The 26183-nt window shown below is 71.3% G+C and carries 24 protein-coding genes; 14 read left to right on the plus strand and 10 right to left on the minus strand.

Annotated elements, in window-relative coordinates:
- Positions 1–95: 95 nt before the first annotated feature.
- The gene (locus ACFWGJ_RS20925) at positions 96–812 is read right to left on the minus strand and encodes a nucleopolyhedrovirus P10 family protein (RefSeq protein ID WP_387326591.1); all 717 of its coding nucleotides are present in this window, start codon (positions 810–812) and stop codon (positions 96–98) included.
- An 87-nt stretch (positions 813–899) separates the two neighbouring features.
- Between ACFWGJ_RS20925 and ACFWGJ_RS20930 the strand changes: the two genes are divergently transcribed.
- The 5 genes from ACFWGJ_RS20930 to amaP are packed head-to-tail and all read left to right on the plus strand — an operon-like array spanning position 900 to position 3228.
- A complete protein-coding gene (locus tag ACFWGJ_RS20930; RefSeq protein ID WP_387326594.1) occupies positions 900–1394 on the plus strand; it encodes an Asp23/Gls24 family envelope stress response protein in 495 nt (164 codons plus the stop codon).
- Between the two features lie 22 nt (positions 1395–1416).
- Positions 1417–1611, plus strand: coding sequence for a hypothetical protein (locus ACFWGJ_RS20935; RefSeq protein ID WP_107017754.1), 195 nt, complete (start codon positions 1417–1419; stop codon positions 1609–1611).
- Between the two features lie 5 nt (positions 1612–1616).
- Positions 1617–1961 carry a hypothetical protein gene (locus ACFWGJ_RS20940; protein WP_387326598.1) on the plus strand — a complete coding sequence of 115 codons (345 nt, stop codon included), beginning with the start codon at positions 1617–1619 and terminating at the stop codon, positions 1959–1961.
- Positions 1958–2644: a DUF6286 domain-containing protein gene (locus ACFWGJ_RS20945; protein ID WP_387326601.1), complete on the plus strand. Its 687-nt coding sequence runs from the start codon at positions 1958–1960 to the stop codon at positions 2642–2644. Before ACFWGJ_RS20940 ends, ACFWGJ_RS20945 begins: the two co-directional genes overlap by 4 nt.
- Positions 2645–2649: 5 nt before the next feature.
- Positions 2650–3228, plus strand: a complete 579-nt coding sequence (gene amaP / locus ACFWGJ_RS20950) for an alkaline shock response membrane anchor protein AmaP (protein WP_387326603.1) — start codon at positions 2650–2652, stop codon at positions 3226–3228.
- 235 nt (positions 3229–3463) lie between these two features.
- On the opposite strand, the gene ACFWGJ_RS20955 is transcribed toward amaP, so the two are convergent.
- From ACFWGJ_RS20955 to ACFWGJ_RS20975, 5 genes are all read right to left on the minus strand, one after another.
- On the minus strand, positions 3464–4219 hold the full coding sequence (locus ACFWGJ_RS20955) for an SDR family oxidoreductase (RefSeq protein ID WP_387326606.1): 756 nt from the start codon (positions 4217–4219) through the stop codon (positions 3464–3466).
- 5 nt (positions 4220–4224) lie between these two features.
- Complete coding sequence (locus tag ACFWGJ_RS20960) at positions 4225–6075, minus strand: glycoside hydrolase family 15 protein (RefSeq protein WP_387326609.1); 1851 nt, start codon at positions 6073–6075, stop codon at positions 4225–4227.
- A 354-nt stretch (positions 6076–6429) separates the two neighbouring features.
- Positions 6430–7221 carry an SURF1 family protein gene (locus ACFWGJ_RS20965; RefSeq protein WP_387326612.1) on the minus strand — a complete coding sequence of 264 codons (792 nt, stop codon included), beginning with the start codon at positions 7219–7221 and terminating at the stop codon, positions 6430–6432.
- Positions 7222–7286: 65 nt separating this feature from the next.
- A complete protein-coding gene (locus ACFWGJ_RS20970) occupies positions 7287–7520 on the minus strand; it encodes a hypothetical protein (protein WP_079103534.1) in 234 nt (77 codons plus the stop codon).
- Positions 7521–7611: 91 nt separating this feature from the next.
- A complete protein-coding gene (locus tag ACFWGJ_RS20975; protein ID WP_387326616.1) occupies positions 7612–8622 on the minus strand; it encodes a DEDDh family exonuclease in 1011 nt (336 codons plus the stop codon).
- A gap of 290 nt (positions 8623–8912) precedes the next feature.
- Here ACFWGJ_RS20975 and ACFWGJ_RS20980 point away from each other — a divergent pair, with 290 nt between their 5' ends.
- The 4 genes from ACFWGJ_RS20980 to ACFWGJ_RS20995 are packed head-to-tail and all read left to right on the plus strand — an operon-like array spanning position 8913 to position 13170.
- Positions 8913–9722 carry an acetoacetate decarboxylase family protein gene (locus ACFWGJ_RS20980; protein ID WP_387326619.1) on the plus strand — a complete coding sequence of 270 codons (810 nt, stop codon included), beginning with the start codon at positions 8913–8915 and terminating at the stop codon, positions 9720–9722.
- On the plus strand, positions 9722–10606 hold the full coding sequence (locus ACFWGJ_RS20985) for an SDR family NAD(P)-dependent oxidoreductase (RefSeq protein WP_387326622.1): 885 nt from the start codon (positions 9722–9724) through the stop codon (positions 10604–10606). The genes ACFWGJ_RS20980 and ACFWGJ_RS20985 overlap by 1 nt, the downstream gene beginning before the upstream one ends.
- A 21-nt stretch (positions 10607–10627) precedes the next feature.
- Entirely contained in the window at positions 10628–11914 is a 1287-nt protein-coding gene (locus tag ACFWGJ_RS20990; protein WP_387326625.1) for an amidohydrolase family protein, read from the plus strand.
- Positions 11911–13170, plus strand: coding sequence for an amidohydrolase family protein (locus ACFWGJ_RS20995; RefSeq protein WP_387326627.1), 1260 nt, complete (start codon positions 11911–11913; stop codon positions 13168–13170). Before ACFWGJ_RS20990 ends, ACFWGJ_RS20995 begins: the two co-directional genes overlap by 4 nt.
- Before the next feature lie 4 nt (positions 13171–13174).
- Here ACFWGJ_RS20995 and ACFWGJ_RS21000 read toward each other — a convergent pair whose 3' ends face one another.
- Complete coding sequence (locus ACFWGJ_RS21000) at positions 13175–16270, minus strand: NACHT domain-containing protein (protein WP_387326630.1); 3096 nt, start codon at positions 16268–16270, stop codon at positions 13175–13177.
- A 162-nt stretch (positions 16271–16432) separates the two neighbouring features.
- Between ACFWGJ_RS21000 and ACFWGJ_RS21005 the strand changes: the two genes are divergently transcribed.
- From ACFWGJ_RS21005 to ACFWGJ_RS21015, 3 genes are all read left to right on the plus strand, one after another.
- Positions 16433–17365: a sterol desaturase family protein gene (locus ACFWGJ_RS21005; RefSeq protein ID WP_387326633.1), complete on the plus strand. Its 933-nt coding sequence runs from the start codon at positions 16433–16435 to the stop codon at positions 17363–17365.
- Positions 17362–18066, plus strand: coding sequence for a lysoplasmalogenase (locus ACFWGJ_RS21010; protein WP_387326636.1), 705 nt, complete (start codon positions 17362–17364; stop codon positions 18064–18066). The genes ACFWGJ_RS21005 and ACFWGJ_RS21010 overlap by 4 nt, the downstream gene beginning before the upstream one ends.
- A 65-nt stretch (positions 18067–18131) precedes the next feature.
- On the plus strand, positions 18132–19175 hold the full coding sequence (locus tag ACFWGJ_RS21015; protein WP_387326638.1) for a zinc-dependent alcohol dehydrogenase family protein: 1044 nt from the start codon (positions 18132–18134) through the stop codon (positions 19173–19175).
- 24 nt (positions 19176–19199) lie between these two features.
- Here the strand turns inward: ACFWGJ_RS21015 and ACFWGJ_RS21020 are convergent, their stop codons facing one another.
- From ACFWGJ_RS21020 to ACFWGJ_RS21030, 3 genes are all read right to left on the minus strand, one after another.
- A complete protein-coding gene (locus ACFWGJ_RS21020) occupies positions 19200–20222 on the minus strand; it encodes a CopD family protein (protein ID WP_387326641.1) in 1023 nt (340 codons plus the stop codon).
- Positions 20223–20508: 286 nt separating this feature from the next.
- Positions 20509–22044 carry a S8 family serine peptidase gene (locus tag ACFWGJ_RS21025; protein ID WP_387326644.1) on the minus strand — a complete coding sequence of 512 codons (1536 nt, stop codon included), beginning with the start codon at positions 22042–22044 and terminating at the stop codon, positions 20509–20511.
- Positions 22045–22150: 106 nt separating this feature from the next.
- A complete protein-coding gene (locus ACFWGJ_RS21030; protein ID WP_387326647.1) occupies positions 22151–23677 on the minus strand; it encodes a S8 family serine peptidase in 1527 nt (508 codons plus the stop codon).
- Positions 23678–24119: 442 nt separating this feature from the next.
- On the opposite strand from ACFWGJ_RS21030, the gene ACFWGJ_RS21035 reads away from it, so the two are divergent.
- Complete coding sequence (locus ACFWGJ_RS21035; RefSeq protein WP_267025676.1) at positions 24120–24476, plus strand: DUF485 domain-containing protein; 357 nt, start codon at positions 24120–24122, stop codon at positions 24474–24476.
- Positions 24473–26116: a cation acetate symporter gene (locus ACFWGJ_RS21040; RefSeq protein ID WP_387326650.1), complete on the plus strand. Its 1644-nt coding sequence runs from the start codon at positions 24473–24475 to the stop codon at positions 26114–26116. The genes ACFWGJ_RS21035 and ACFWGJ_RS21040 overlap by 4 nt, the downstream gene beginning before the upstream one ends.
- Positions 26117–26183: the final 67 nt, after the last annotated feature.

Here is a 26183-nt window from a genome sequence, read left to right on the forward strand (position 1 = left end):
TCGCGCCGTTCCCCGCGCCCCTTGCGGGGGTGGGGCCGCGGGTTGGGGGTGTGTGCCGGTTCGGTGGGGGCTTGTCGCGCCGTTCCCCGCGCCCCTTAAGGGGCTGGGGTCACCGCTGTTACCAGGACCGCCGCCGACGGGTGGTCCGGGAGTGAGTCGGTGACGGTTGCGCGGACCGCTGCGGCCGTGTCCAGGGCGCGCGCGGTCGTGTCCACCGCGATCTCCACCTGGACGTGGCGGCGGGAGAGCGCCGTCCCGCTGGGGAGTTCGGTGACGCGGGCCTTGCTCGTCAGGGCCGTCACGGCCGGGACGGCGAGTGCGGCGGCGGCCACGCGGGACTCGTCCGTGCCGGGGGAGGGGCGCGCGGAGGCGGTGTGCGCCGGATCCGAGTCGGCCGGGTCCGCCAGGGCCTCTCCCTCCTCCAGCAGGCCCGTCACCCGGAGGTCCACCTCCGTGACCGTCAGGCCGAGCGCGTCCACCGCCGTCGCCGTGAGGGCCGCGCGGAGCCGGGACGCCGCCGCGGGCAGCGGCTCGGCCGGCGTGGCCGCGAACTCCGCGTCGATGCGCAGCGGCCCCGGCGGCAGCGCGCTCGGCGGCGGGGGCACGGCGGGCTCGGACGCACGGTCCGGGTCGGCGAGGGCGAGGCGCAGGGAACCGAGGCGTACACCCGGCACCGGTCGCACCGCCCGGCGCAGTACGGCGACGGCCGCCGCCTCCGTGATCCACGCGCCGTCACCCGGGCCGCCCAACGGCAGCAGCCTGCCCAGGCCGAGCTGTTGCCGTACTGCTTGCGTCCATCGGTCCGCAGTCATGGTTCCAGCGTGCCGTATCCCTGGCGCGCGACCCGGCAACCCGTCTTAATGTGGGCGAAGAGGCCCACCGAAAGGGGATGCACGGCGATGAGCGACACGACTCAGCGCAATCGGCCGGAGAGCCCGGAGGCCGAACAGCCGGACCAGCAGCAGTTCAGGAAGACCGCTGTGACCAAGCGTGGCGGCGGCGACCCGGCGACCCGGGGGCGGACCACCATCGCCGACGGGGTCGTCGAGAAGATCGCCGGACTCGCCGCCCGGGACGTCCTGGGCGTGCACGCCATGGGCAGCGGGATCTCGCGGACCTTCGGAGCCGTACGCGACCGGGTCCCCGGCGGAAGCGCCAAGTCCGTCACGCGCGGTGTGAAGGCAGAGGTCGGCGAGGTGCAGACCGCGCTCGACCTGGAGATCGTCGTCGACTACGGCGTGTCCATCGCCGATGTCGCCCGGGACGTACGGGAGAACGTCATCGCGGCCGTCGAGCGCATGACGGGCCTTGAGGTCGTCGAGGTCAACATCGCGGTCAGCGACGTCAAGCTGCCGGAGGAAGACGACGAGGAACCGGAGAACCGGCTCCAGTGACCGATCTGCTGAGGAGCGCTTCATGAGCATGGCCGTGATCGGCATGATCGCCGGAATGGCGCTGGGATTCGCGGGGTACTTCGGCGGATTCGGCGCGTTCCTCCTGGTGGCCGCACTGGGCGCCATCGGCTTTGTCGTGGGCCGCTTCCTGGAGGGGGACCTGGACCCCGGTGACTTCTTCCGGTCCCGCGGCACCCGCGACGACCGCCGGCGGTGACGCGCGTGTCCGAAGCCGTCGCGCCGGGCGAGCGGGGCGCCACGAAGATCGCCGACCGGGTCGTCGCGAAGATCGCCGCGCAGGCGGCCCGTGAGGCGCTCGACGTGCTGCCTCCCGGCGCGGTCCCCCCGCACGCCGCGGTCGTCGTCCACCAGGACGTCGCCCGCGTCAGCGTCAGCCTCGAACTGGGCTACCCCTGTGACATCGGCGGCCGGTGCGGTGCCGTGCGTCGTCAAGTCGCCCAGCGGGTAGAGGCGTTGGCGGGAATGAAAGTTCCCGAGGTCGCCGTCCAGGTGGAGCGACTGCACTCCGCGCAGACGCGCGGCGCGGCAAAGGGGAGGACGCAATGAGCGAGCCCCGGGGCTCCGAGAGCACCCGACAGCTGCCCGTCATCGAGAAGACCGCCGGGAAGGCCGCCGAGAACGAACTGGGCCAGTCCACCTCCGCCGCCGACTACACACCCCTGCCGACCCTCGATGACGCCGAGGACGGGAACGGCCGGTTCTGGTCGGCCCGCCGCATCCCCGCGGCCGTCCTCGCCCTGCTGGTCCTGGCCGCCGCGGGTCTCCTGCTGTACGACGTCGTCGCCGTCCGCGCCGACCGGCCGGCCATGCACTGGCGCAGGTCCCTGGCCCGTGAACTCGCCGAACGGCCCCTGGACGACACGTGGGTGCTCGTCGGCGCCGGGGTGGCGACGGCCCTCGGCCTGTGGCTGCTCGTCCTCGCGACGACCCCGGGCCTGCGCGACATCCTGACCATGCGGCGCGCCCACCCCGACGTACGGGCCGCACTGCACCGCAACGCCGCCGCGATGGTGCTGCGCGACCGGGCCATGGAAGTGTCCGGCGTGCAGTCGGTCCGGGTGCGGATGAGGCGCCGGAAGGCCGACGTCCGTGCGGTCTCGCACTTCCGTGAACTCGACGACGTACGCGCCGATCTGGACGCCACGCTCGCCGACGGCGTCAGGGGGCTCGGTCTCGTCCGGCGGCCGGCGCTGTCGGTACGTGTCGCCCGGCCGGGCCGGAAGGGGTGAACGGCGTGCAGAGGATCGTGAACCGGGTCCTGCTGGGCCTCGCGGGTCTGCTCCTGGTCGTGCTCGGCGGCTCCGTGCTCGCCGTGGGCCTCGGCGTGACCCCGCCCTCGTGGTGGATCCACGACGGCCGGCACGACGTACTGCTGAGCGACGCCGACCGGGCGCGGTGGCGGGCCGACGGCTGGTGGTGGCCGGCCGTCATCGCCGCACTCGCCGTGGCCGTGCTGCTCGCCCTGTGGTGGCTGACGGCCGTCCTGCGCCGGCGCCGCCTCGCCGAGGTGCTGGTCGACACCGGCGACGGAGAGGGCGCGCTGCTGCGGGGCCGGGCCCTGGAGGGCGTACTGACCGCCGAGGCGGGCGCGCTGGAGGGGGTACGGGGAGCGCAGGCGTCCCTCACCGGCCGCCGCACCGCCCCCGAGGCAAGGGTCCGCCTGCTCCTGGAACCTCACGCGTCCCCCGCGGAAACCCTGACCACCCTGACAACAGAACCACTGACCCACGCCAGAGACTCAGCCGGCCTCACCGCACTCCCGGCGGAGGTACACCTACGCGCCGCCAAACACACAGCAGACCGAGTCAACTGACCCGCGTCCTTCGGGGGCGCGGGGAACGGCGCGACAAGCCCCCACCGGCCTGCAGCGAAGCGACGACCCGCAGCGGTGTCTTCCAGGGGCGCGGGGAACTGCGCAGTCAGTGAGGGCCACCCCCACCGACCCGCAGCCATGCTTTCCAGGGGCGCGGGGAACTGCGCAATCAGTGAAGGCAACCCCCACCGGCCGCAGCGACACCACACCCCGCCGCCGCAGGCATACCCCAGGTTCAGAACCCGCTACGCGCCCCACCATCCACCGGCACCATGATCCCCGTCAGATAGGACGCCGCAGGCGACAGAAGAAACGCGGCCACCCGCCCGAACTCCTCCGGCGTCCCGTACCGCCGCAACGGAATCCGCGCCTCATTGGCAGCCCGAGTGGCCTCGGGATCAGCCGAATACCCGTCCAGCTCGCGCACGCGATCCGTGTCGATCCGCGCAGGCAGCACCCCCACCACCCGGATCCCCCGAGGCCCCAGCTCGTCGGAGAGGGACTTGGCGAACCCGGCGAGCCCGGGCCGCAGCCCGTTGGAGATGGTCAGCCCGGCGATCGGCTCGTGCACCGAACCGGACAGCACGAAGCCGATGACCCCGCCCTCGCCCAGCTCGGCGGCAGCCGTCCGCGCCAGCCGGACCGCGCCGAGGAAGACGGACTCGAACGCCGACTGCCACTGCTCGTCGGTGGTGTCGGCGACGAAGCCGGGCGCCGGCCCGCCGACGCTGATCAGGATGCCGTCGAAGCCGCCGAACCGCTCACGGGCGGCCGCGATCAGACTGGCCGGCGCCGAGGGGTCGGCGTTGTCCACGGCCACCCCGTGGGCGTTCGGCCCGAGCGCCGCCGCGGCCTCGGCCACCGTCTTCTCGTCGCGCCCGCTGACGATCACCTTCGCGCCGTCGGCGACGAGCTCACGCGCGGAGGCGTGGCCCAGTCCGCGCGATGCCCCGGTGACGACGTAGACACGGTCCTTCAGTCCAAGATCCATGGCTACTATCCTGCCTCGTCCGCTCCCGCCCCGTCCCGCGCGCCGTCGAACAGCGCGAGGGCGGTGCCCACCAGACCGATGTGGCTGAACGCCTGCGGGAAGTTGCCGAGCTGGTGTCCGGCCACGGGGTCGTACTCCTCCGCCAGCAGCCCCACGTCGTTGCGGAGCGCGATCAGCCGCTCGAACAGGGCGAGGGCCTCCTTCGTACGCCCCGTCAGATGCAGCGCGTCCGCCAGCCAGAACGAGCAGACGAGGAACGACCCCTCGCCGCCGGGCAGCCCGTCGACGTCCTTGAGGTCCGACCCGGACGGCTCCGAGCCGTGCGGGCCCGACCCGTCGAGGGACGCGTCGTAACGGTGTACGAAGCCGTCCCGGGCGAGTTCCGAGCGCACCGCGTCGACCGTGCCGACCACCCGCGGATCGTCCGGCGGCAGGAAGCCGAGGCGGGGGATGAGCAGCAGCGCGGCGTCCAGTTCACGCGAGCCGTAGGACTGCGTGAACGTGTTCCGCTCGGGGTCGAAGCCGCGCTCGCACACCTCGCGGTGCACCTCGTCCCGCATCGCGCGCCACTTGTCGACGTCGCCGTCCAGCTCGGGGTTCTCCTCCAGGGTGCGTACCGTGCGGTCGGCGGCGACCCACGCCATCACCTTGGAGTGCACGAAGTGGCGGCGCGGCCCGCGCACCTCCCACAGGCCCTCGTCGGGCTTGCGCCACGCCGTGTGCAGGAAGTCCATCAGGGCCTGGTGCAGCCGCCACATGTCGGGTTCGGCGGGCAGCCCCGCGTGCTGTGCCAGCGTGAGCGAGTCGATCACCTCCCCGTACACGTCGAGCTGCAGCTGCCGTACGGCGTCGTTGCCGATCCGCACCGGCGCCGAGCCGTGGAACCCGGGCAGCCACGCCAGTTGGTACTCGGGGATCCGCCGCTCGCCCGCGAGCCCGTACATGATCTGCAGGTCCGCCGGGTCGCCCGCGACCGCGCGCAGCAGCCAGTTGCGCCAGGCCTCCGCCTCCTCCTGGTAGCCGCACGCGAGCAGCGCGCCCAGCGTGAGGGTGGAGTCGCGGAGCCAGCAGTAGCGGTAGTCCCAGTTGCGGACGCCGCCGATCTCCTCGGGCAGCGAGGTCGTGGGGGCCGCGACGATGCCGCCGCTCGGCGCGTACGTGAGGGCTTTGAGGGTGATGAGCGAGCGGACGACCGCGTCGCGGTGCGGTCCGTCGTAGCGGCAGCGGGCCGCCCAGGCCTGCCAGTCGTCGACGCTGTGCTCCAGCGCCTCGAAGGGGTCGACGAGGTCGGGACGCGGTTCGTGCGAGGGGTGCCAGGTCAGGACGAAGGCGACCTTCTCGCCCTCGGCGACCGTGAACTCCGAGTGCGTGCCGAAGTCCTCGCCCCAGGTGTGCACCTCGGGTTCGCTGCGCAGCCACGCCGAGTCGGGGCCCGCCACGGCGACCCGGTGGCCGTCGGATCTGCGGACCCAGGGGACGACCGAGCCGTAGTCGAAGCGCAGCCGCAGGGTGCTGCGCAGGGTGACGCTGCCCTTCAGCCCCTCGACGATCCGTACGACGTCGGGGGCGCGGTCGCGCTGCGGCATCAGGTCGGTGACGCGTACCGAGCCGTCCTCGGTGTCCCACTCGGTGTCGAGCACGAGGGTGTCGGGGCGGTAGGCCCGCCTCGTGCAGAGGTCCGCTCCCTTCGGCGCGAGCCGCCAGTGGCCGTTGTCGTCGTCGCCGAGCAGTTTCGCGAAGCAGGCGGCCGAGTCGAACCGGGGGAGGCAGAGCCAGTCGACCGAGCCGTCCTTGCCTACCAGGGCGGCGGTCTGGTGGTCGCCGATGAGAGCGTAGTCCTCGATGGAAGGGTGCACGGTGTGCGGGTTCCCTGGGGATCCCGCGATCAATCTTTGCGGCTTGGCTCCCATGCTGGGGGCGTGTTGTCGGGTGCGGACCCGGTGGGGGCGGGCCGCGCAGTTCCCCGCGCCCCTTAAAAGACAGCGCAGTTCCCCGCGCCCCCAAACGGCGCGAGGGCGCCCGGCATCTTTAGGGGCGCGAGGAACGGCGCAGTCTTTTCGCCGGAAGGCGGGCGCCGCCGGGTGTTTTTTGGGGGCGCGGGGAACGGCGCAGTCTTTTTGTCGGAAGGCGGGCGGTGCCGGGTGTTTTTGGGGGCGCGGGGAACTGCGCAGTCTTTTCGTCTTGAGGGGGGCGACCGCGCGGCGCGGTCGTCAGACGGCGGCCGGCTCCGCCTTCGGCGTGGACTCCGTCTCCGCCGCCTCGGCCCGGTCACGGCGCTCGCGGCGGACCAGGATCACGAAGCCCACCGGAACGCCCGCGGCGAAGAGCCACCACTGGACCGCGTACGCCATGTGAGGGCCGATGTCGCTGTGGTTGGGAGCCGCGATCAGTTCGGGTACGTCACCCTTCGGCTCGGGCGCGGTCAGTTCGACGTAACCGCCGAGGACCTGCTTGCCGAGCGCCTTCGCCTGCTGCTCGCTGTTGATCAGCATGACCATGCGGTCGGGCAGCCCGCTGACGTCCTTGATGCCGCTGCCGCCGGACGTCTCGTCGGCCATCAGCCGCCCGGTGACCGTGGTCTCGCCCCGCGCGGGCGCGGGAACCTTCGGGAACTCGGTCTGCGCCCCGTCCGCGGGGATCCAGCCGCGGTTGACCATGAGGACCCGGCCGTCGTCCAGGACGAACGGGGTCAGTACGTGGAAGCCGACCTCTTCGTCGGAGTTGGTGCGGCGGCGCACCACGACCTCGTCGGCGGTGTCGAACGTGCCCTTCGCCGTCACCCGGCGGTACAGGTTCTCGTGCTCGACCGCCTGCCCCGGCGCGGTCAGCGACTCCGCGGGGACCGGCTTCGCGGACAGCGAGTCCGAGATCACCCGGTTCAGCGCGACCTTGTGCTCGTGCCGGTGCAGTTGCCAGAAGCCCAGCTCGATCATCGTCGGGATGAGCGCGAGCATGATGAGGGTGAGGATCACCCACTGCCGGGACAACAGGAAGCGGTACACCCCACGACGGTACAACCGGGTCGTGGGGCGCGTTCGGTCGGGTACCGGGTCGTCCGCGTACCCGGTCACACCCTGTCGATGATCCCCACCTTTCCCTCCGCGCGGGCGCAGTGGGCACCGCAGTACCAGTGGCCCTCGACCTCGACGCCCTGCCCGATGATCTGGACCCGGCAGTGCTCGCACAGGGGAGCCATGCGGTGGATCGCGCAGGAGAAGCAGTCGAAGACGTGCACCGCTCCCTGTGCGTGGACCTCGAAGGTCATTCCGTAGCTGTTGCCGCAAACCTCACATGTCGCCATGCGCCACAGGGTGGGCCGTTCCCGCGGTCCGGGCGAGCGGTCCGTGGGCGAGTCGTGCGGCAATCACCCGTCCGTACGGTCATGTCCGCGCTCACGTCCGTGCTGGAGGTCCCGCCGCCGGTTCCACGTTCCCGAGGAGCTGGCCGAACGCCGCCTCGTCGACCACCGGGGTGCCGAACTGGCGCGCCTTGACCACCTTGGACGTACCGGATTCCGGGTCGTTCGTGACGAGCAGGCTGGTCAGCCGGGACAGGCTCGTCGCGACATGCAGCCCGGCCTCGACGGCACGGTCCTCCAGGAGGTCGCGCTCGACCGAGGTGTCCCCGGAGAACGCGACCCGCATGCCCTGTTTGAGCTGCTTGCCCGGTTCGTACCGGCCCGGGTTCGGATACGGGCAGGCGGGCCGCTTGCGCGAGGGGCGCCAACTCGCGGGCGGCCCCGACGCGTAGCCCCCGGAGCCCGCGGACTGCCGTCCGATGAGCGGGGCCGCGCGGTCCGTCCACTCGGTGAGCGGCCGGCACTCCAGGAGCGGCAGCCGTACGCCGTCGCGCGCCGCGGTGTGCAGACTCGGCCGGAATGCCTCGGCGAGCACGCGCGCGTCGTCCAGCGCGTGGTGCGCGCGCTGCTGCACGACGCCGAAGTGCGCGGCCAGCGACTCCAGCTTGTGGTTGGCCAGCGGCAGCCCCAGCTCCTTGGACAGGGCGATGGTGCACAGCCGCTGACGGACCGGCGCCTCGCGCTCGGCGCGCGCGTACTCCCGGGCGATCATCGACCAGTCGAAGACCGCGTTGTGCGCGACGAGCACCCGGCCCTCCAGCCGGGCCGCGAACTCCTCGGCGATCTCCGGGAACAGCGGCGCCCCTTCGAGCACGTCGCTCGTCAGGCCGTGGATCCACACCGGGCCCGGATCCCGCTCCGGGTTGACCAGCGTGTACCAGTGGTCCTCGACCTCGCCGCGCGCGTCCAGCCGGTAGACCGCGGCCGACACTATGCGGTCGTCGCGGGCCAGCCCTGTGGTCTCGACGTCGACGACCGCGTACCCCTCGGGATACGCGGCCGGCCACGGGGTGGCGGACGGTGCGGTCTGACGGTCTTCGAGCATGGTCACTGAGGATAAGGGGCGCGACTGACACTCCTGTCCCCGGAGTCCGAACCCGGGGCGGATTCAGCCCTCTTCGGCGACATTCCGGCGATTTCCCGCGGGCTCGTGCCTGCACGGCTATGGACCATTGCCGCGCCCGGTGCGACTGTGCTGCGCGCCTGGACCGAACGGGCGGCACGCGCGAGTGACACGAACGCGCGAGTGAGGCGCACGAGCGGAACGCGCGAGTGACGCGAACGCGCGAGTGAGGCGCACGGGCGGAACACATGCGACGCGAAGGGCGGTACGGCATGGCACGCGTACGGTACGGCGCGCGGACCGGGGCGGAGATCGCCGCCGCGCGCACCGCGGGTTCCCGGCTCCCCGACATCTGGTCCACCGGCGTGGTGGCCGTCTGGGAGACCGACCCGGACGCGGTCGCGGCGGTCCTGCCGCCCCCGCTCAAACCCACCGGACGACCCCTCGTCAGGGTGAACATCAGCAAGGTGGACCTGCCCGGATACCCGCTGGGCGCGGGCTCGTTCGCGGTCGCCGCCGCGCACGACGGCGTCGAGGGCTGGTATCCGCTCGTCATGCCGATGACCCACGAACGGGCTCTCATCGGCGGCCGGGAGGTCTTCGGCGAACCCAAGAAGCTCGGCGAGGTGACGGTCGAGCGCGAGGGCCTGGTCGTACGCGCCGCCCTGGCCCGGCACGGCATCGAGTTCGTGGAGGTGCGCGGCGCCGTGAGCGGACCGCTGCCCCTGCCGGAGCCGGCCCGCAAGACCGACTTCTACTTCAAGTTCCTGCCCGCGGTGGACGGTTCGGGAGACGGCTCCGGCTTCGACGCCGGTCCCGTCCTCGTGCACTGCGTGCGCCACGAGAAGGTGCGGAAGCTGGAGCGGATCTCCGGAGACGTCGTCCTGCGGGAGTCGATGTACGACCCCGTCGCCGACCTCCCGGTCCGCGAACTCGTCGGGATCACCCTCGGCGAGAAGACCACGGACCAGAAGGGCACGGTCGTCGAACGCGTCGACGCGCAGGCGCTGTTGCCCTACGTCCACCAGCGGTACGACGACCCTCAGCAGATTCTCGACGGACCGCCCCCGGGGAGTGCCTGATGGAACTGGCCGAGGGACAGGTCGCCGTCGTCACGGGCGCGGCGAGCGGGGTCGGCCTCGCCCTGGCGCGGCGGTTCGCGGCGGACGGACTGAAGGTCGTCCTCGCGGACGTGGAGGAGGGCGCCCTGGAGAAGGCCGCCGCCGCGCTGCGCGAGGACGGGGCCGTGGTGCACGCGCGCGTGGTGGACGTCGGGGAGCGCGAGGAGGTCGTGGCGCTCGCCGAGGAGACGTACGACCGGTTCGGTGCCGTGCACGTCCTGTGCAACAACGCGGGCGTCGGCTCGGGCGCCGAGGGCCGGATGTGGGAGCACGACCCGAACGACTGGAAATGGGCGTTCGCCGTCAACGTGTGGGGTGTCTTCCACGGCATCCAGGCCTTCGTCCCGAGGATGCTGGCCGGCGGCGAACCGGGCCACGTCGTCAACACCTCGTCCGGCGACGGCGGTATCGCGCCCCTGCCCACCGCGTCCGTGTACGCCGTCACCAAGTCGGCCGTCGTGACGATGACCGAGTCGCTGTACGCGCACCTGAGAGCGGAGCACGCGCGCGTGGGGGCCGCCGTGCTCTTTCCCGGGCCCCACATGCTCCGTACGGGCCTGTGGGAGTCGCACCGCAACCGGCCGGCCCGGTACGCCAAGCAGCGGCCCCGCAGGACCCCGTACCGCAGCCTCGGCCAGTGGGAGGCCGCGATGAAGGAGGCGGGCAAGGAGGTGCGGTTCACGCCGGTCGAGGAGGTCGCCGACTTCGTGGCGGACGGCATCCGCGCGGACCGCTTCTGGCTGCTGCCCGAGAGCGAACACAGCGACGCGCAGATCCGCGCGCGGTCGCGCTCGATGCTCGACCGCGCCGATCCGGCGTACCTGGAGCACTTCATCCTGGACTGAGAGCCGAACCGAGGAGCCGTTATGGCCTCTGCACCGGAGCCCTATCTGATCATCTCCTCCGACTGCCACGCCGGGCTGCCCACCGAGGAGTACCGGCCCTATCTGGAGGCCCGTTTCCACCGGGACTTCGACGAGTTCCTCGCGGGGCAGGGCCGCCGCCGCGAGGAGATGACACGCCTGGGCATCCGCAACGAGTCCTTCGCCGACAAGTGGTTCCACGACAACGAGGAGGGCCTGCGCGGCGGCTGGGACTCGGCGCAGCGCCTCAAGGAGCTGGACGGCGACGGAGTGGCGGGCGAGGTGGTCTTCCCGGACGCCGACGCTGTGGACAGCCGCACGGCCGCGCCCTTCGGCGTGGGCCTCGGACTCTCCGGCGACCACGACCCGGACCTCGGCATGGCGGGCGCGCAGGCCCACAACAGGTGGCTCGCCGAGTTCGTCGGCGAGCACCCCGAACGGCACTGCGGAGTCGCCCTGCTGCCCGTCACGGCCCCCACCGAACAGGTCGTCGCCGAGATCCACCGCGCCAAGGAGTCGGGGCTCGGCGCCCTGATGATCCCCTCCATGTGGGTCGACAAGGAGCCCTACCACGACCGCCGTTACGACCCCGTGTGGGCGGCGGCGGCCGAGTGCGGGATGCCGGTGGTGACCCACTCCGGAGCGGCGCCGCGCCACGAGTACGGCGATCACCTCGGCATCTATGTGAGCGAGGTGACCTGGTGGCCCGCGCGCCCCCTGTGGTTCCTGCTCTGGTCCGGTGTCTTCGAACGCCACCCCGGGCTCAGGTTCGGTGTGGCGGAGTCCGGCTGCTGGTGGCTGCCGAACCTGCTGTGGTTCATGGACCGGCTCTACCTGGGCGCGCACGGCGGCAAGAAGCTGTCCCCCTTCGCGGAACTGCGGCGTCCGCCGAGCGAGTACCTCGACCGTCAGGTCTTCATCTGCGCGACGAACACCAAACGCCGTGAACTGGCCCAGCGGTACGAGATCGGCGTCGACAACATCCTCTGGGGCAGCGACTTCCCGCACCCGGAGGGCACCTGGCCCGACACGCGCGCGTGGCTGTCGCGGACCTTCCACGACATCCCGGTGACGGAGACCCGCCGCATGCTGGGCCTCGCGGCGGCGGAGGTCTTCGGCTTCGACACCGAGGAACTGGCCCCGCTCGCGCGCCGCATCGGCCCGACCCCTTCCGACCTCGGCCAGCCCGAGGACCAGCCGGCAGTCGAGGCGTCCTGGGCGCGCTCGCGCGAAGTGGGCCGCCACTGGCTGACGGACCACGACTTCCCGGCCCTGGGGGTGACCCCATGAGCCCGGACATGGGCACGGACCGTACGAGCGGCTCGGACCGCTACACCGTCATCTCGGCCGACTGCCACGCCGGGGCCGACCTGCTGGACTACCGGCCGTACCTCTCCAAGGCGTACCACGACGAGTTCGACGCCTGGGCGGCCACGTACGTCAACCCGTACGAGGACCTGATGGCCGACACGGCCGACAAGAACTGGAACTCGCAGCGCCGGCTCGCGGAGCTGGAACAGGACGGCATAGTCGCCGAGGTCGTCTTCCCCAACACGATCCCGCCGTTCTTCCCGTCCGGATCGCTGATGGCGCCGGCGCCGACGGCCGGGGAGTTCGAGCGGCGCTGGGCGGGCCTGCGCGCCCACAACCGCTGGCTCGCGGACTTCTGTTCGGCCGCACCCGGCCGCCGGGCGGGCGTCTTCCAGATCCTCCTGAACGACGTGGAAGAGGCGGTGAAGGAGATCAGGTGGGCGGTCGGGGCGGGCCTCAAGGGCGGCCTCCTCCTGCCCGGCACCCCGCCGGGCTCGGGACTCCCGGAGCTGTACTCGTCCGCCTACGACCCCATCTGGGCGGTCTGCGAGGAGCTGGACGTCCCCGTGAACCACCACGCGGGCTCGGCCTCGCCGCCGCTGGGGGAGGAGCCGGCGGCCCGGGCGGTCTTCATGGTGGAGACGACCTGGTTCTCGCACCGCGCGCTCTGGCACCTGATCTTCGGCGGCGCCTTCCGCCGCCATCCCGGCCTGAAACTCGTCCTGACCGAGCAGGGTTCGGGCTGGATCCCCGGGGTGCTCGACATGCTGGACTACTACCACGGCCGCCTGGTGGCCGCGGCGACGAAGGCGGCCACCGCGGAGTCCAAGTTCGGCGCGGGCCTGGCCGGCTCGATGGGCAAGGGTCCGTCGCAGGTATGGCGGGACAACTGCTTCGTAGGAGCGAGTTTCATGCGCCCCCACGAGGTGCCGCTGCGGGACCGCATCGGCCTCGACAAGATCATGTGGGGCAGCGACTACCCGCACGACGAGGGGACGTACCCCTACAGCAGGGAGGGCCTGCGGATCGCGTACGCGGGCCTGCCGCGCGAGGAGATCGAGGCGATGGCGGGCGGCAACGCGGCCCGCGTGTACGGCTTCGACCTGACCCTCCTCGCCCCCTTGGCGGCGAAGATCGGCCCGACGACGGAGGAGATCGCCGAGCCGCTTGGCGACCCACCACCGGACGCGACGAGCCCGGCGTTCGCGAGGGGAGGGTCGGTACGGGTGTGGTGAGGGGTCATTCCCTGGGGTTGAGGCGCTCGGGAGGGAAGTGGTCGGTGCCGAGGAGGGTGGGGGTCCCGTGGGTGTGAACCACCAGGTGCTCCATCGCGGCGAGTGGGGTCAGGTCGATGGGGCCGCTGCAGTTCGACAGCCTCAGGGTGGTGAGATGGGGGAGCTCGGTGAGGGGGGCGAGGCCCGAGGTCAGGTTGGAGTCCCGGAGCCACAGAGAGATGAGTTGCTGATGGTTCCCGAGAGCAGCCAGGTCGAGCGACTGATGGTCCTCGACATATAGTTCCTGTAGCTGCGAAGGGTGCGGCAGTCGGGTCAGTTGCTGTCCTTGCTCGTCTCCCGCTATGACGAGCCAGGTGAGTCCGGGCCAGCGCTCCAGCCCGTCGAGGCTTATGTCCCGTGTCGCTCTGGTGAAGACCAGGCCGGCGAGGCCGGGGCCGGCCGGGATGTCGCCTGCGCGCTCGATCCCCGCGGGAAACCCCAACGTCAGATGCTCCAGCGCGGGAAGTTCGGCGATCGGAGCGAGAGACATGCCCTGCGCGAGGCCGTGCAGGTAGAGCCCTCGCAGGTCCAGTCCTCGTAGGGGTTCGAGATCCCTGATCCTGGGGCAGTTGAAGACGACGAACGATCTGAGGGCGGGCAGCAGCGCCAGCGGCGACAGATCCCGCAGTCTGCGATCGCCGCTGAGGTGCAGGTATTCCAGACCCTCGTGACTCATGATTTCGGGCGGGAAACCATAGGTGCCCTGCAGAGTTACTCGGGTCAGATGCCGCAACCTCGGTAACTCAGACAGCTGTTCCGGTGTGCGTACTCGCAGATACGCCGTGGACGTCACGTCGGCCAGCACTCTCCTCGCATACTCCCTGGCGTCGAAGTAGGGCCAGGAGGCGACCAACTGGGAGGTAACCGACGCATGGGTCGCCTCGCGGAACCGTGCGATCACACCCAGCCCCGCATCCCCTCCGACCAAGGCAGCCGTCCGCACGACAACGCCCGCCGTGAAGCCGTCCAGCCCCTCCGGCCCAGGAAGCAGCTCCAGTACCAGCTCGCCCACCTTCGAGAGCGCCTCCGCGTCCTCCAAGGACCGTGGCGGCATCAGTTCCGCGGTTCTCGTCTCGACCTCAGACCGGATCGCGGGGTCGAGTTCGGGCGCGTGTTCCAGGCTCGCGGCCGCCAGCAGTGTCAGCCGCTGCCGGTGTCGCTGCACCTTGTCCGCCCGCCGGAGCAACTGCTTCAACAGTCGCCCCCGTTCCTCCACGCGCGCGTGGCCGACGGCCATCCGCACCACGTCGTCCCACTGGTCGTCGTGGGCGTTGCGCACGAGCACACCGAAGTCGCGGGCCTCCACCGCGGCCTTCGCCGCGAGATAGTCGAGGAAGGTGCGGTGCACGAAGTCCACGTATCCCGGGACGGTCTCGCGGAGCAGTCCGCTGCGGATCAGCAGATGCGCGAAGACCTGCTCGGCGTCCCCTTGGGCACGCACCTGCGGCATCGTCGCCAGCCACTCCCGGAGCATGGCGACCAGGTCGCGCCGGTCGGCCTCCACGTACTGGTTGCGGATCATCCAGTACGCCATGCGCTGGAGCAGAGCCGTCTGCTCCTCGCGCGTCAGCGTGACCCCCTCGACATCCGCGATGTCCCGCTCCGTGTCCCGGCGTACGAGCAGCATGTCGAGCGCGGCGTCGTACAACTCCTTGCGGGCGCGCGGCAGATGCATACGGCGGTCGCGGTTCAGGGCGCAGAGCAGGGCGCACATGAGGGGGTTGGTGGCGAGTCTGCCGAGGTCGCGGCGGGTGGTCACGGCCCGGTTGAGCGCGGTCTCGTACTCGGTCAGCTGTGTCCGCTCAGTGTCGGACAGGCACTCCTGGCGGGCCGAGTCGTGCCAGTGGCCGATGAAGGAGCGGACGTCGTCCCGTTCCATAGGGAGCAGGGAGTGCGCCGCGAAGCCTTGGGCCGCCAGCCAGTCCTCGGGGACGGCGGCGGGGCGGGTCGTGACGACGTACCGGGCCCGGGGGAAGGCCGCCACGAGCGACTTCAGCCACTTCTCGGTGCGGCCCCGCAGCCGTGTGGGCACCTCGTCGACCCCGTCGACCAGCACCAGCGCCCGCCCGCCGTGCAATAGTTCCTCGACCCAGCCGTCCGGGGCCCGCAGAGGGACCCCTGCGGCGGACAGGAAGTCCTGCGGCAGCGGCAGACCGTCCGGTGTGCTGAACGACCGCAGGCGCAGCACGAACGGCACACAGAGGTTCCAGCCGGCCAGTTCGGGGCCGAAGCCGCGTCGGGCCGCGTTGAGCGCGAGCCACTGTACGAGGGTCGACTTGCCCGACCCGGCCGGACCGCGCAGCACGAGCCGCTCGCAGCCCGCCAGCGCCTGCTCCACCTTGACGGAGGTCTGGGCGGCCCGAGGCGGACCGAGTCCTTGCCGATGGGCCTCCTCCTCCGGGCGTTCGTCGCTGACCGTGAGGCTGATGTACGCCGTGTCGAGCGACCACTCGGCCCGGGACCGGTTCCCCAGAGTGAGCCCGTAGAGCTCCATCCGGCCGTGCGTGTCGGCCACGAAGTCCGCGTACCGCTGCTCGAAGCCGAGCGCGACGGCCTCCGCGCGGGGTTCCGCGAGGCGGTTCAGCAGCTCCTCCGCCCGCCCGGCCCGCCGGGTCTGTTCCACCGCGGCGCGGGCCGCGAACGACGGATCGGCGGTGAGCTGTTCGACCAGGTGTGCGCAGCACAGGGTGAGCAGTTCGGCGTAGAGGTCGCGGGCCCGTTCGCTCAGGTCCGAGGGGGCCGTCGGCAGTGCGTCCCGTACGCGTGCGGGATCCAGGTCGAGGGCGAACAGTCGCTCCTCGTCGAGCGGGTCCGCCGTCGCGAAGGTGTCCTGGACGGCGGCGACGGCGGCCAGCCGCTCGTGCTCTGGGAGGGTGGGGTACGCGGCCGAGATACGGGCCGACAGGACCTTGGCGAGGCGGTCCGGGCTGGCCGGTCCCGGTAGAGGGCGTACGGGAGCGGAGACCAGCCCCGCGCCCCGCTTCGGCGTGAGGAGAGACTTCGCGAGGGCCGAAGCCACCGTCGACGCCAGCCGGACGAGCACCATTTCGAGCCCCTGCATCGCAGCCCTCCCCGTCCAGCAGGTCCGACGGCACGACTTCGCATCGTAGGGCGGGCCGCACGGCCATTGGCGGAGATCACCAAGAAACAAGCGCGTACCGTCGGTAATACTTGTGGGTAACAACGTCTAGCCGCAGTCGGCCGGCCGTCCTACGGTGCAGTAATGCCGAACCTGCCCGATGTCGTGCTGTGGTCGATACCCGCCTTCGTGCTGCTCACCGTGGTGGAGATGGTGAGTGTCCGTATCCATCCGGACGAGGACGCCGCCGGATACGAGACGAAGGACGCCGCCACGAGTGTCGGCATGGGCCTGGGGAGCATGGCCTTCGACTTCCTGTGGAAGATCCCGATCCTTGCCGTCTACACCGCCATATATGAGCTGACACCACTGCGCGTGCCCGTCCTGTGGTGGACCGTGCCACTGCTTCTGCTGGCGCAGGACTTCTTCTACTACTGGTCCCACCGCGGGCACCATGTGATCCGCGTCCTGTGGGCCTGCCACGTGGTGCATCACAGCAGTGAGAAGTTCAATCTCACCACCGCGCTGCGACAGCCCTGGACGACCTGGACGGTGTGGCCGTTCTACGTGCCTCTCATCGCCCTCGGCGTCCATCCGGCCGCGCTCGCGTTCTGCTCGTCCGCGAACCTCGTGTACCAGTTCTGGATCCACACCGAGCGCATCGACAAGCTGCCCCGGGCCTTCGAGTTCGTCTTCAACACGCCCTCGCACCACCGGGTCCACCACGCCTCCCAGGGCGGCTACCTGGACCGGAACTTCGGCGGGATCCTGATCGTCTGGGACCGCCTCTTCGGCTCGTTCGTCCCGGAGACGGACCGGCCGGTGTACGGGCTGACGAAGAACATCCACACGTACAACCCGATCCGGGTCGCCACGCACGAGTACGCCGCCATCGCCAGGGATCTGCGGGCGGCGGGGAGCTGGCGCGAGCGCGGTGGGCGGGTGTTCGGGGGGCCGGGCTGGCAGCCCCGCCACCCCGCTGGACCCGCGCCCGCGTCCGCGTCCGCCGCACCCTCCGTCTCCTCTTCAGTGCGGGCCGCACCCCCGGAGACCGCCGTTCCGGAATCCGCCGCGTGAATCCGCGCCACGCGCGCGTGCTGACCGTCGTCCTCGGCGTCTCCTTCGCTCTGGTGGGCGCCGTGGACCTGCTCTCCCTGGCCGTCGGCCTCGACACCGGTCATGCCGTTGCCAAGCCGCTGCTGATGCCCTTGCTCGCGGGCTACGCGTATCTGCGCGGCGGGCCCCCGCTCCTCGTCGGGGCCCTGCTGTTCGGATGGGGCGGCGACGTCCTGCTCCTCCTCGACGCCGAACCGGCGTTCCTCGCCGGAATGGCCTCCTTCGCGGCCGGCCACGTCTGCTACCTGCTGCTCTTCGCGAGGCTCGGCGGATCAGCGGCCCCGGGCACGCGTACGGGCCGGCTCACGGCAGCCGCGTACGCCCTCGCCCTCCTCGCCACCGTCACCCTCCTGTGGCCCGGCCTCCCCACCGGCCTCCGCGTGCCCGTCGCCGGCTACAGCCTGCTGCTGACCGCGATGGCGTACGGGGCCACGCGGCTCGGGCCCCTCGCGGCGGCCGGGGGCGCCCTGTTCATGCTGTCGGACACCCTCATCGCGACCGGTGTCGCCGCATGGCCGCAGCCGCCACGGCCCGACCTGTGGATCATGCTGACCTATCTCGCGGCGCAGTACCTGCTGGTCAGGGGCGTACTCGGGGCGCCCGGCGCGCGGCCCGGACCCCCTGCGACGTACCGTGGGAACCGGACCGTCACCACCTCCTGACCGTCCGCCCGAGGACGGTCACCACCCGAGCACCGTCACCACCTGAGCCGGAAGCAGGACCCCGCATGCGCGCCACCACCATCCACGCCCCGTTCGACCTGCGCGTGGAGGACGTCCCCGACCCGGTGGTGCGGCAGCCGGGCGACGCCGTCGTACGGGTCCTGCGCGCGTGCATCTGCGGCAGCGACCTGTGGGCGTACCGGGGCGAGTCGGCGCGCACACCGGGGCAGCGCATCGGGCACGAGTTCCTCGGGATCGTCGAGGAGACCGGCGCCGACGTGGGCACCGTCCGCCGGGGCGATCTCGTCGTCGCGCCCTTCATGTGGTCCGACGGCGTGTGCGACTACTGCCGCGAAGGGCTCACCACCTCCTGCGAACACGGCGGATTCTGGGGTTCCGTGGGGTCCGACGGCGGCCAGGGCGAGGCCGTGCGCGTCCCGTACGCCGACGGCACGCTCGTCGCGCTGCCCGCCGAGGCCGCCTCCGACGACCGTCTGCTGGCCGCCCTGCTCACCCTCTCCGACGTCATGGGGACCGGCCACCACGCCGCCCTCGGCGCGGGCGCCCGCCCCGGCGCCACGGTCGCCGTCGTCGGTGACGGAGCGGTCGGCCTGTGCGCCGTGCTGGCCGCCAAGCGCCTCGGCGCCGAGCGGATCATCGCGCTGGGCCGCCATGAGACGCGTACGGACATCGCGCGGCGCTTCGGGGCCACCGACGTGGTCGCCGAACGCGGGGACGCGGCCGTCGAGGCGGTCCGTGCACTCACCCGCGGCCAGCGCGCGCACGCCGTCGTCGAGGCCGTCGGCACCGAGCAGTCGATGAGCACGGCCGTGAACATCACCCGCGACGGCGGCGCCATCGGCTTCGTCGGTGTCCCGCACGGCAGCGGCACCGGACTCGACCTAAGCGTCATGTTCGACCGGAACATCGCCCTGCGGGGCGGGGTCGCGCCCGTCCGCTCGTACATCCCGGAACTGCTGCCCGACGTGCTGGACGGGACCGTCGACCCGTCGCCCGTCTTCGACCTGACGGTCCCTCTGGACGGCGTACCGGACGGCTACAAGGCGATGGACGGGCGCACCGCGCTCAAGGTCATGGTCACCGCCTGACCCGCCCGAGCGGCCCCGACGGGGTCACCAGCGGATCGGCACCGGCACCGCCGTGAGCAGGGCCGAGACCGCCACCACCAGACCCAGCGCCACGACCTCCGCGCGCGCGGGGGAGTAGGCGGTGAGCGGATCGGCCGCCCGGTGGAGCCGGCGCCGGGCCCACAGCGCGAGGACGGCGACGACGACCACGAGGAGCACCTTCGCGAGCAGCGTGCGCCCGTACGCCGTCGTCGTCAGCTGGTCCAGCACCGTGCCGGGCGGCATCCGGCGCAGCGTGCTGCACACGCCCGTCGCGGTGATCGCGGCGAGCAGGACGGCCGCCACGCGCGCGTAGAGGCCCAACAGCGCGGCGCCCTCCCCAGGGGCACTGTTGCGCCACCGGAGCAGCGTGCGCAGGGCGTACAGCAGCCCGCCCGCCCACAGGGCCGCACAGGTCACATGAACGAGCGTCAGGCCCGAACCGATCAGCGGGCTCTGTTCGGTCGTCGGATGGGCGCGCAGGGCCTCCGCGACGGCCACCGCGGCCAGCGGCCACACCTGGGTGCCCGGCCGGCGCGACAGGGCGCACAGGCCCAGCACGACGAACGCGTTGACCTCCAGGAGCGCGAGCGCGCCGTCCCGCGACTGGTAGAGCCCGCCGATGTCCATGTCGGAGAGCCGGCGCGGCACCAGGTTCCCGGTGGCCACCACCGAGGCGAGACCGAGCGCCGCGACGAAACCGGCGGCGGCCGAGACCGGGGCCCAGCTGCGCGGCGCGTCCTCCCAGGGGGCTCCCGGCACCCGTCGCGCCAGCCGGGTGACGAACAGTTCGCCGGCCGGCACGCACACCGCAGCGAACAGGACCGTCCGCAGCAACGCGATCCCGCCCACCCCTGGCGCGGCGGCCTCGCCCGTGCCGTCCAGCGCGAGGGACGGCCCGAGCAGGGGGATCAGCGCGGCCAGCGCCACCAGGGCGAGGACGGTGACGGAACGCCGGAGGGAGGCCGCGCTCACCCGGGGAGCGCCCGCCTCGCCACCCGTGCCGGCAGTCGGTCGTATCGAACTCACCCCAAGATCTTCACCAGTCGTCCCAGACCTGGGCAAGTCCTGGAAAACAACTGGCGGAACGGCATTCCGGCCGCGCCACGGGGATTCCACCCGCCCACGGGCATTCCGCCCATTCATACGCGTCCGGCCGCCCCGCGACTCAGCCGGGGCGGAGGCAATCCGCGCCCGTCGACACCCCGACCGGTCAACACGAAGGGGCCGGGCAGCACACGGCCGCCCGACCCCTCACGCACGCGATGCCCTCGGACCGCGCGGGTCCCCCTCGATCACCGCGACTCGGTCACGATTACTTGGTCACCGCGTCCAGCGCGTCCGCGGTGCCCCAGCCGTAGAAGCTGTTGCGGTTCTTCGGGCCCTCGCAGACCGCGTCGACCTTGCCGTCACCGTCGATGTCGTACGGGTCGGTGCACGGCGTGGCGTCGGCCTCCGCGTACAGCAGGGCCTTGACCAGGGCGGCCGAGGCGTGCGGGTGCGTCGACTTGATCAGGGCCGCGACGCCCGCGACGTGCGGGGACGCCATCGACGTACCGGCCATGTAGCCCCACGAGCCGCCCGGCAGCGGGCCGAGGATCAGGCCGCTGGTGGCGGGCGGGGCGGGGGTCTGGTAGCGCGTCGAGTCGCCGCCGGGGGCCGCGATGTCGATGACGCCCAGGCCGTGGTTGGAGAAGGACGACTTGATGCCCTTCGCGCCCGTCGACGCGACCGTGACGACACCCGGCAGCTGGGTCGGGATGTCGAGGCACTCGGACGGGTCGATGACGCGGTCCGAGGGAGTCGTGTCGTTCGGCGAGCTCGGGTCGGTGATCTCGTCGGCGGCGAGGTCGTAGTTCTCGTTGCCGGCCGCCGCGACGTTGACCGTGCCCTTCTTCTCCGCGTACTTCGTGGCCCGGGTGAGGGCCTCGACGAGCGCCTTCTGGTCCGGGTCGTTCTTGCAGTTGAAGTACCACGGGTCGGTGTAATAGCTGTTGTTCGTGACGTCCACGCCGTGCTCGGCCGCCCACATGAAGCCGCAGACGACGGCCTCCGTGTAGAAGAAGCCGGCCGTGGTGGAGACCTTGATGCCGGAGACCTTCACGCCGGGCGCGACACCGGTGACGCCGATGCCGTTCTTCGCGGCGGCGATCTCGCCCGCCACGTGCGTGCCGTGCGGGCTCTCGGCGGCGCTCGGCCGCCAGGCGCCGTCGGTCGTGTCCGGCTTGCCCGACACGCAGTTGACCGACGCCTCGCGGTCGAAGTTCGGCGCGATGTCGGGGTGCGTGTCGTCGACACCGGTGTCGATCACGGCGACGGTGACCTTCTTGCTGCCGAGCGTCTTCTCGTGCGCCTTGTCCGCCTTGATGGCGGGCAGGTCCCACTGCAGGGGCTCCAGCGGGTCCTGTCCGGCCGCGGCGTCGACGTCGGCGATCTCCTGCGCGGTGAGCGCCTTCGGGGTGCCGACGTCGGTCGTGGACTGCGCGGGCAGCGGGGCCGTACGCGTCGAGCCCGCCGACTCGACTCCGCGCACCTTGCGGATGGTCTTGGCGAAGTCGGCGTTCGACGAGTGGACGACGATCACGCCGATCCGGTCGTACGACGTCACGATCGTGCCGCCGGCCTTGGCGATGGCCTTCTTCACGTGGGACGAAGTGCCGTGCCCGGACCGGACGTTGACGACGTAGCTCAGCGGGGTGGCCTCCGCCGAGATCTGCTTCGCCACGTCCGCCGCGCCGTCCGCCGGAGCGGCGGAAGCGCTGACGTTCGGCAGGAAGGCCAGAGCCGTGGCCATCGTCATCCCCAGCGGGATGGCTATGAGGCGGCGCGAGCGGGTGGTGGGCGCGGTCATGCTGTCTCCAGTTCGTTTCGCGAGATGCGTGCGGGCCGTGCCGTGCGGGAAGGGCCGTGCCGTGCGGGAGGTTCTGGGCCGTGCGGGAACTCCTGAACCGATCCGGCTACTTGACGGCCTTCAGCGCGTTGACGATGCCGAAGCCGTAGAAGCCGTTCACGCGCTTGCCGCCCTCACAGGTGGCGTCCTGCGTGCCGTTGCCGTCCTGGTCGTACGAGTCCGGGCAGCCCGGGTTGTCCGCCTGGGCCTTCAGCAGCGCCTGCAGCTGGGCGGGGCTCGCCCACGGGTGCTCGGACTTCAGCAGCGCGGCGACCCCGGCGGCGTGCGGCGACGCCATCGACGTCCCCTGGAGGAAGCCGTACTGGTTGTTCGGCATCGTGGAGAGGATGCGGCCGTTCTTCGACGGGGTGTCCGGGATCTGGTAGAGCCGGTCACCGCCGGGAGCGGCGATGTCGATGACACCCTTGCCGTACGTCGAGTAGTACGACTTGAGGTTCTGTACGCCGGTCGCGCTCACCGTGACGACACCCGGCAGCTGGGTGGGTACGTCGAAGCACTCGTGCGGGTCGATCGTGCGGGTGACCGGCGTCGAGTCGTCGGGGCTGGACTCGTCCACGATGGCGTCCGAGGCCAGGTCGTGGTTGGAGTTGCCGGCCGACGCGAGGTGCAGGGTGCCCTTCTTCGTGGCGTACTGCTGGGCCCGGTTGACCGCGTCGACGATCGCCTTCTGGTCCGGGTCGTCCATGCAGTTGTAGAGCCACGGGTCCACGTAGTAGCTGTTGTTCGTGATCTCCACGCCGTGGTCGGCGGCGAACACGAAGGCGCAGACGACGCTCTCCGGGTAGAAGAGCCCGTTGTCCGGGTCGCTGACCTTGATGCCGGAGACCTTCACGCCGGGCGCGACACCGGCGACGCCGATGCCGTTGCGGGCGGCGGCGATCTCACCGGCGACATGCGTGCCGTGGTAGTCCTCGGCGGTGTACGGACGCCAGGCGCCCGCACTCGTGTCGGCCACGCCGCCCACGCAGTTGGCGGACTGCTTGGCGGAGAAGTTGGGGGCCAGGTCGGGGTGCGTGTCGTCGACACCCGTGTCGATCACGGCGACCGTGACCTTCCTGCTGCCCGGGTTGATCTTCGCGGCCTTGTCGGCGCCTATCGCGCGCAGGTCCCACTGGTCGGCCTCAAGGGGCTCGCTCTCCGGCGTGGCCGCGGCCTTCACCTTGGCGGCCTCCGCGGCGGACAGGAAGTCGGCGGCGCCCTCGTCCGTCGTACCCGCGGCGGTCAGCGGGGTCGTACGCGTGGCACCGGCGGACTGGACGCCGCGCACCGCGCGGATCTGCGATCCGAACTCGGGGTTGGCCGAGTGGGCGACTATGACGCCGATCTTGTCGTACGTGACGACGACGGTGCCGCCGGCCTCGACGACCGCCTTCTTCACCGATCCGAGCGTGCGGTGGTCGGTCTTCGTGTTGACCACGTACGCGAGGTTCGGTCCGTCGGCCGCGGTCGCGGCGGGAGCGGACCGCAGCGGGGCGGCCGAAGCGGCACCCGGCAGGAAACCGAGCGTGGCGGTGAGCGACAGCACGACGGGCACGGCGAGAGCGAGGCGGCGTCTGGAGCGCAGATGAGCCATGGGGTCTCCACATCATCCGGAAAAGGAACCGGCCCGAACACAGGTGGTGCTCGGGCAGGTACATGACTGGGTGGTGCAGGGCGAAGCTATCTCCCGGCATCCCTGGCCAGCAATGACTTACGGGGATGTCTTGTGAAACGCCGGAGCCGGGTTCCGAAAGAAGTGCCGGGTGTTGAACCGCTCCCCGTGCGGCGCCGTGACGTTGAGCAGGGAGCACGAGCACCGTCGAGCCCCCTGTTGGATCACGGCCGGGGGCCCTAGCATCGCCACCCGGCCCACGTGATCCACGTCACCGTGAGGTCAGAAATCAGCCATGCCCGAACCCAGCCCACCCGCCGATCCGGACGGACCCCCGTCCGCTGATCCGGACAGACCCCCGTCCGGCGACGGACCCGCACCCGAATCCGCCTCGAAACCCGCACCCGCAACGCGAGGAGACTCCGTGGCCACCGACGCACCACCCCCCTCGAAAGCCGAACCTCATCTCCCGTCCACAGCGGAGTTCGTCGAGGTGCAGGAGAGCGCCGAGTTCGGTGAACTGCGCCGCGCCCACCGCTCCTTCGCCTTCCCGCTGACCATCGGCTTCATCAGCTGGTACCTGCTGTACGTCCTGCTGTCGATCTACGCGGACGACTTCATGGGCACCAAGCTGTTCGGCAACTTCAACGTCGCCTTCGTGCTGGGCCTCGCCCAGTTCCTCACCACGTTCCTCATCGCCTGGTGGTACGAGCGTCACTCCTCGACCAAGCTCGACCCCAAGGCCGAGGCGATCAAGTCCCGGATGGAGGGCGGCGCATGAGCCCCGCGATCGGTCAGGTACAGCTCGCACAGGCGCAGCTCGCGGCGGGGGAGGCCAGCGAGCACCGGCCGCTGATCATCTCCCTGTTCGCGGTCTTCGTCGTCGCGACCCTCGTCATCACGGTCTGGGCGGGCCGGCAGACCAAGGACGCCTCCGACTTCTACGCCGGCGGACGCTCCTTCAGCGCCTTCCAGAACGGGCTCGCCGTCTCCGGCGACTACATGTCCGCGGCCTCGTTCCTCGGCATCGCGGGCGCCATCGCCCTCTTCGGCTACGACGGCTTCCTGTACTCCATCGGCTTCCTCGTCGCCTGGCTGGTGGCGCTGCTCCTGGTCGCCGAACCGCTGCGCAACTCCGGCCGCTACACGATGGGCGACGTCCTCGCCTACCGCATGCGCCAGCGCCCGGTCCGTACCGCCGCCGGCACCTCCACGATCGTCGTCTCGATCTTCTATCTGCTCGCGCAGATGGCGGGCGCGGGCGTCCTGGTCTCCCTGCTGCTCGGCATCACCAGCGACGCGGGCAAGGTCGGCATCGTCGCCCTGGTCGGCGTCCTGATGATCGTGTACGTCACCATCGGCGGCATGAAGGGCACCACCTGGGTCCAGATGGTCAAGGCCGTGCTGCTCATCGGCGGCACCCTGCTCATCACCTTCCTGGTGCTCCTCAAGTTCGACTTCAACGTCTCGGAGCTGCTCGGCAAGGCCGCCGAGAACAGCGGCGGCGGCGCGGCGTTCCTGGAGCCCGGCCTGAAGTACGGGCTCACGACCACCTCCAGCATCGACTTCATCTCGCTGGGCATCGCGCTGGTGCTGGGCACCGCCGGTCTGCCGCACATCCTGATCCGCTTCTACACCGTGCCCAACGCCAAGGCCGCGCGGAAGTCCGTGAACTGGGCGATCGGCATCATCGGCGGCTTCTACCTGATGACCATCGCGCTCGGCTTCGGCGCGGCGGCCCTCATCTCGAAGGAGGAGATCGTCGAGTCGAACCCCGCCGGCAACACGGCGGCGCCCCTGCTCGCCCTGCACCTGGGCGGCGTCGACTCGGCCTGGGGCGCGATCCTGCTCGCCACGATCTCCGCGGTGGCCTTCGCCACGATCCTCGCCGTGGTCGCCGGTCTGACCCTGGCGTCGTCCTCGTCGTTCGCCCACGACATCTACGCGAACGTCATCAGGAAGGGCAAGGCCACCGAGAAGGAGGAGATCAACGCGGCCCGGTACGCCACCATCGGCATCGGTGTCGTCTCCATCGGCCTCGGCGCCCTGGCCCGTGACCTCAACGTCGCCGGCCTGGTGGCCCTCGCCTTCGCGGTCGCCGCCTCCGCCAACCTGCCGACGATCCTCTACAGCCTCTTCTGGAAGCGGTTCACCACCCAGGGCGCGCTGTGGTCGATCTACGGAGGGCTCGCCACGGCGGTCGGCCTGGTGCTTTTCTCGCCGGTCGTCTCGGGCAAGGCCACCTCGATGTTCCCGGACGTCGACTTCCACTGGTTCCCGCTGGAGAACCCGGGCATCATCTCGATCCCCGTCGGCTTCCTGCTGGGCTTCCTCGGCACCCTCCTGTCCAAGGAGGAACCGGACGCAGGCAAGTACGCCGAGCTGGAGGTCCGCTCGCTCACCGGAACCGGAGCGCACTGACCGACAGCGGCCGGCATCAGGTGCCGGCTGTCACGCACCGCGGCCGCGTCGTAGGGATCTACGACGC

Origin of the sequence: Streptomyces sp. NPDC060205 (genome assembly GCF_042728395.1) — a bacterium.
GTDB lineage: Bacteria > Actinomycetota > Actinomycetes > Streptomycetales > Streptomycetaceae > Streptomyces.

Bases quoted from the DNA above. Each gene is read 5' to 3' on its own strand.
- ACFWGJ_RS20925 (WP_387326591.1), bottom strand. From the start codon at position 812: ATGACTGCGGACCGATGGACGCAAGCAGTACGGCAACAGCTCGGCCTG.
- ACFWGJ_RS20930 (WP_387326594.1), top strand. From the start codon at position 900: ATGAGCGACACGACTCAGCGCAATCGGCCGGAGAGCCCGGAGGCCGAA.
- ACFWGJ_RS20935 (WP_107017754.1), top strand. From the start codon at position 1,417: ATGAGCATGGCCGTGATCGGCATGATCGCCGGAATGGCGCTGGGATTC.
- ACFWGJ_RS20945 (WP_387326601.1), top strand. From the start codon at position 1,958: ATGAGCGAGCCCCGGGGCTCCGAGAGCACCCGACAGCTGCCCGTCATC.
- ACFWGJ_RS20955 (WP_387326606.1), bottom strand. From the start codon at position 4,219: ATGGATCTTGGACTGAAGGACCGTGTCTACGTCGTCACCGGGGCATCG.
- ACFWGJ_RS20970 (WP_079103534.1), bottom strand. From the start codon at position 7,520: ATGGCGACATGTGAGGTTTGCGGCAACAGCTACGGAATGACCTTCGAG.
- ACFWGJ_RS20975 (WP_387326616.1), bottom strand. From the start codon at position 8,622: ATGCTCGAAGACCGTCAGACCGCACCGTCCGCCACCCCGTGGCCGGCC.
- ACFWGJ_RS20980 (WP_387326619.1), top strand. From the start codon at position 8,913: ATGGCACGCGTACGGTACGGCGCGCGGACCGGGGCGGAGATCGCCGCC.
- ACFWGJ_RS20985 (WP_387326622.1), top strand. From the start codon at position 9,722: ATGGAACTGGCCGAGGGACAGGTCGCCGTCGTCACGGGCGCGGCGAGC.
- ACFWGJ_RS20990 (WP_387326625.1), top strand. From the start codon at position 10,628: ATGGCCTCTGCACCGGAGCCCTATCTGATCATCTCCTCCGACTGCCAC.
- ACFWGJ_RS20995 (WP_387326627.1), top strand. From the start codon at position 11,911: ATGAGCCCGGACATGGGCACGGACCGTACGAGCGGCTCGGACCGCTAC.
- ACFWGJ_RS21000 (WP_387326630.1), bottom strand. From the start codon at position 16,270: ATGCAGGGGCTCGAAATGGTGCTCGTCCGGCTGGCGTCGACGGTGGCT.
- ACFWGJ_RS21005 (WP_387326633.1), top strand. From the start codon at position 16,433: ATGCCGAACCTGCCCGATGTCGTGCTGTGGTCGATACCCGCCTTCGTG.
- ACFWGJ_RS21015 (WP_387326638.1), top strand. From the start codon at position 18,132: ATGCGCGCCACCACCATCCACGCCCCGTTCGACCTGCGCGTGGAGGAC.
- ACFWGJ_RS21025 (WP_387326644.1), bottom strand. From the start codon at position 22,044: ATGACCGCGCCCACCACCCGCTCGCGCCGCCTCATAGCCATCCCGCTG.
- ACFWGJ_RS21030 (WP_387326647.1), bottom strand. From the start codon at position 23,677: ATGGCTCATCTGCGCTCCAGACGCCGCCTCGCTCTCGCCGTGCCCGTC.
- ACFWGJ_RS21040 (WP_387326650.1), top strand. From the start codon at position 24,473: ATGAGCCCCGCGATCGGTCAGGTACAGCTCGCACAGGCGCAGCTCGCG.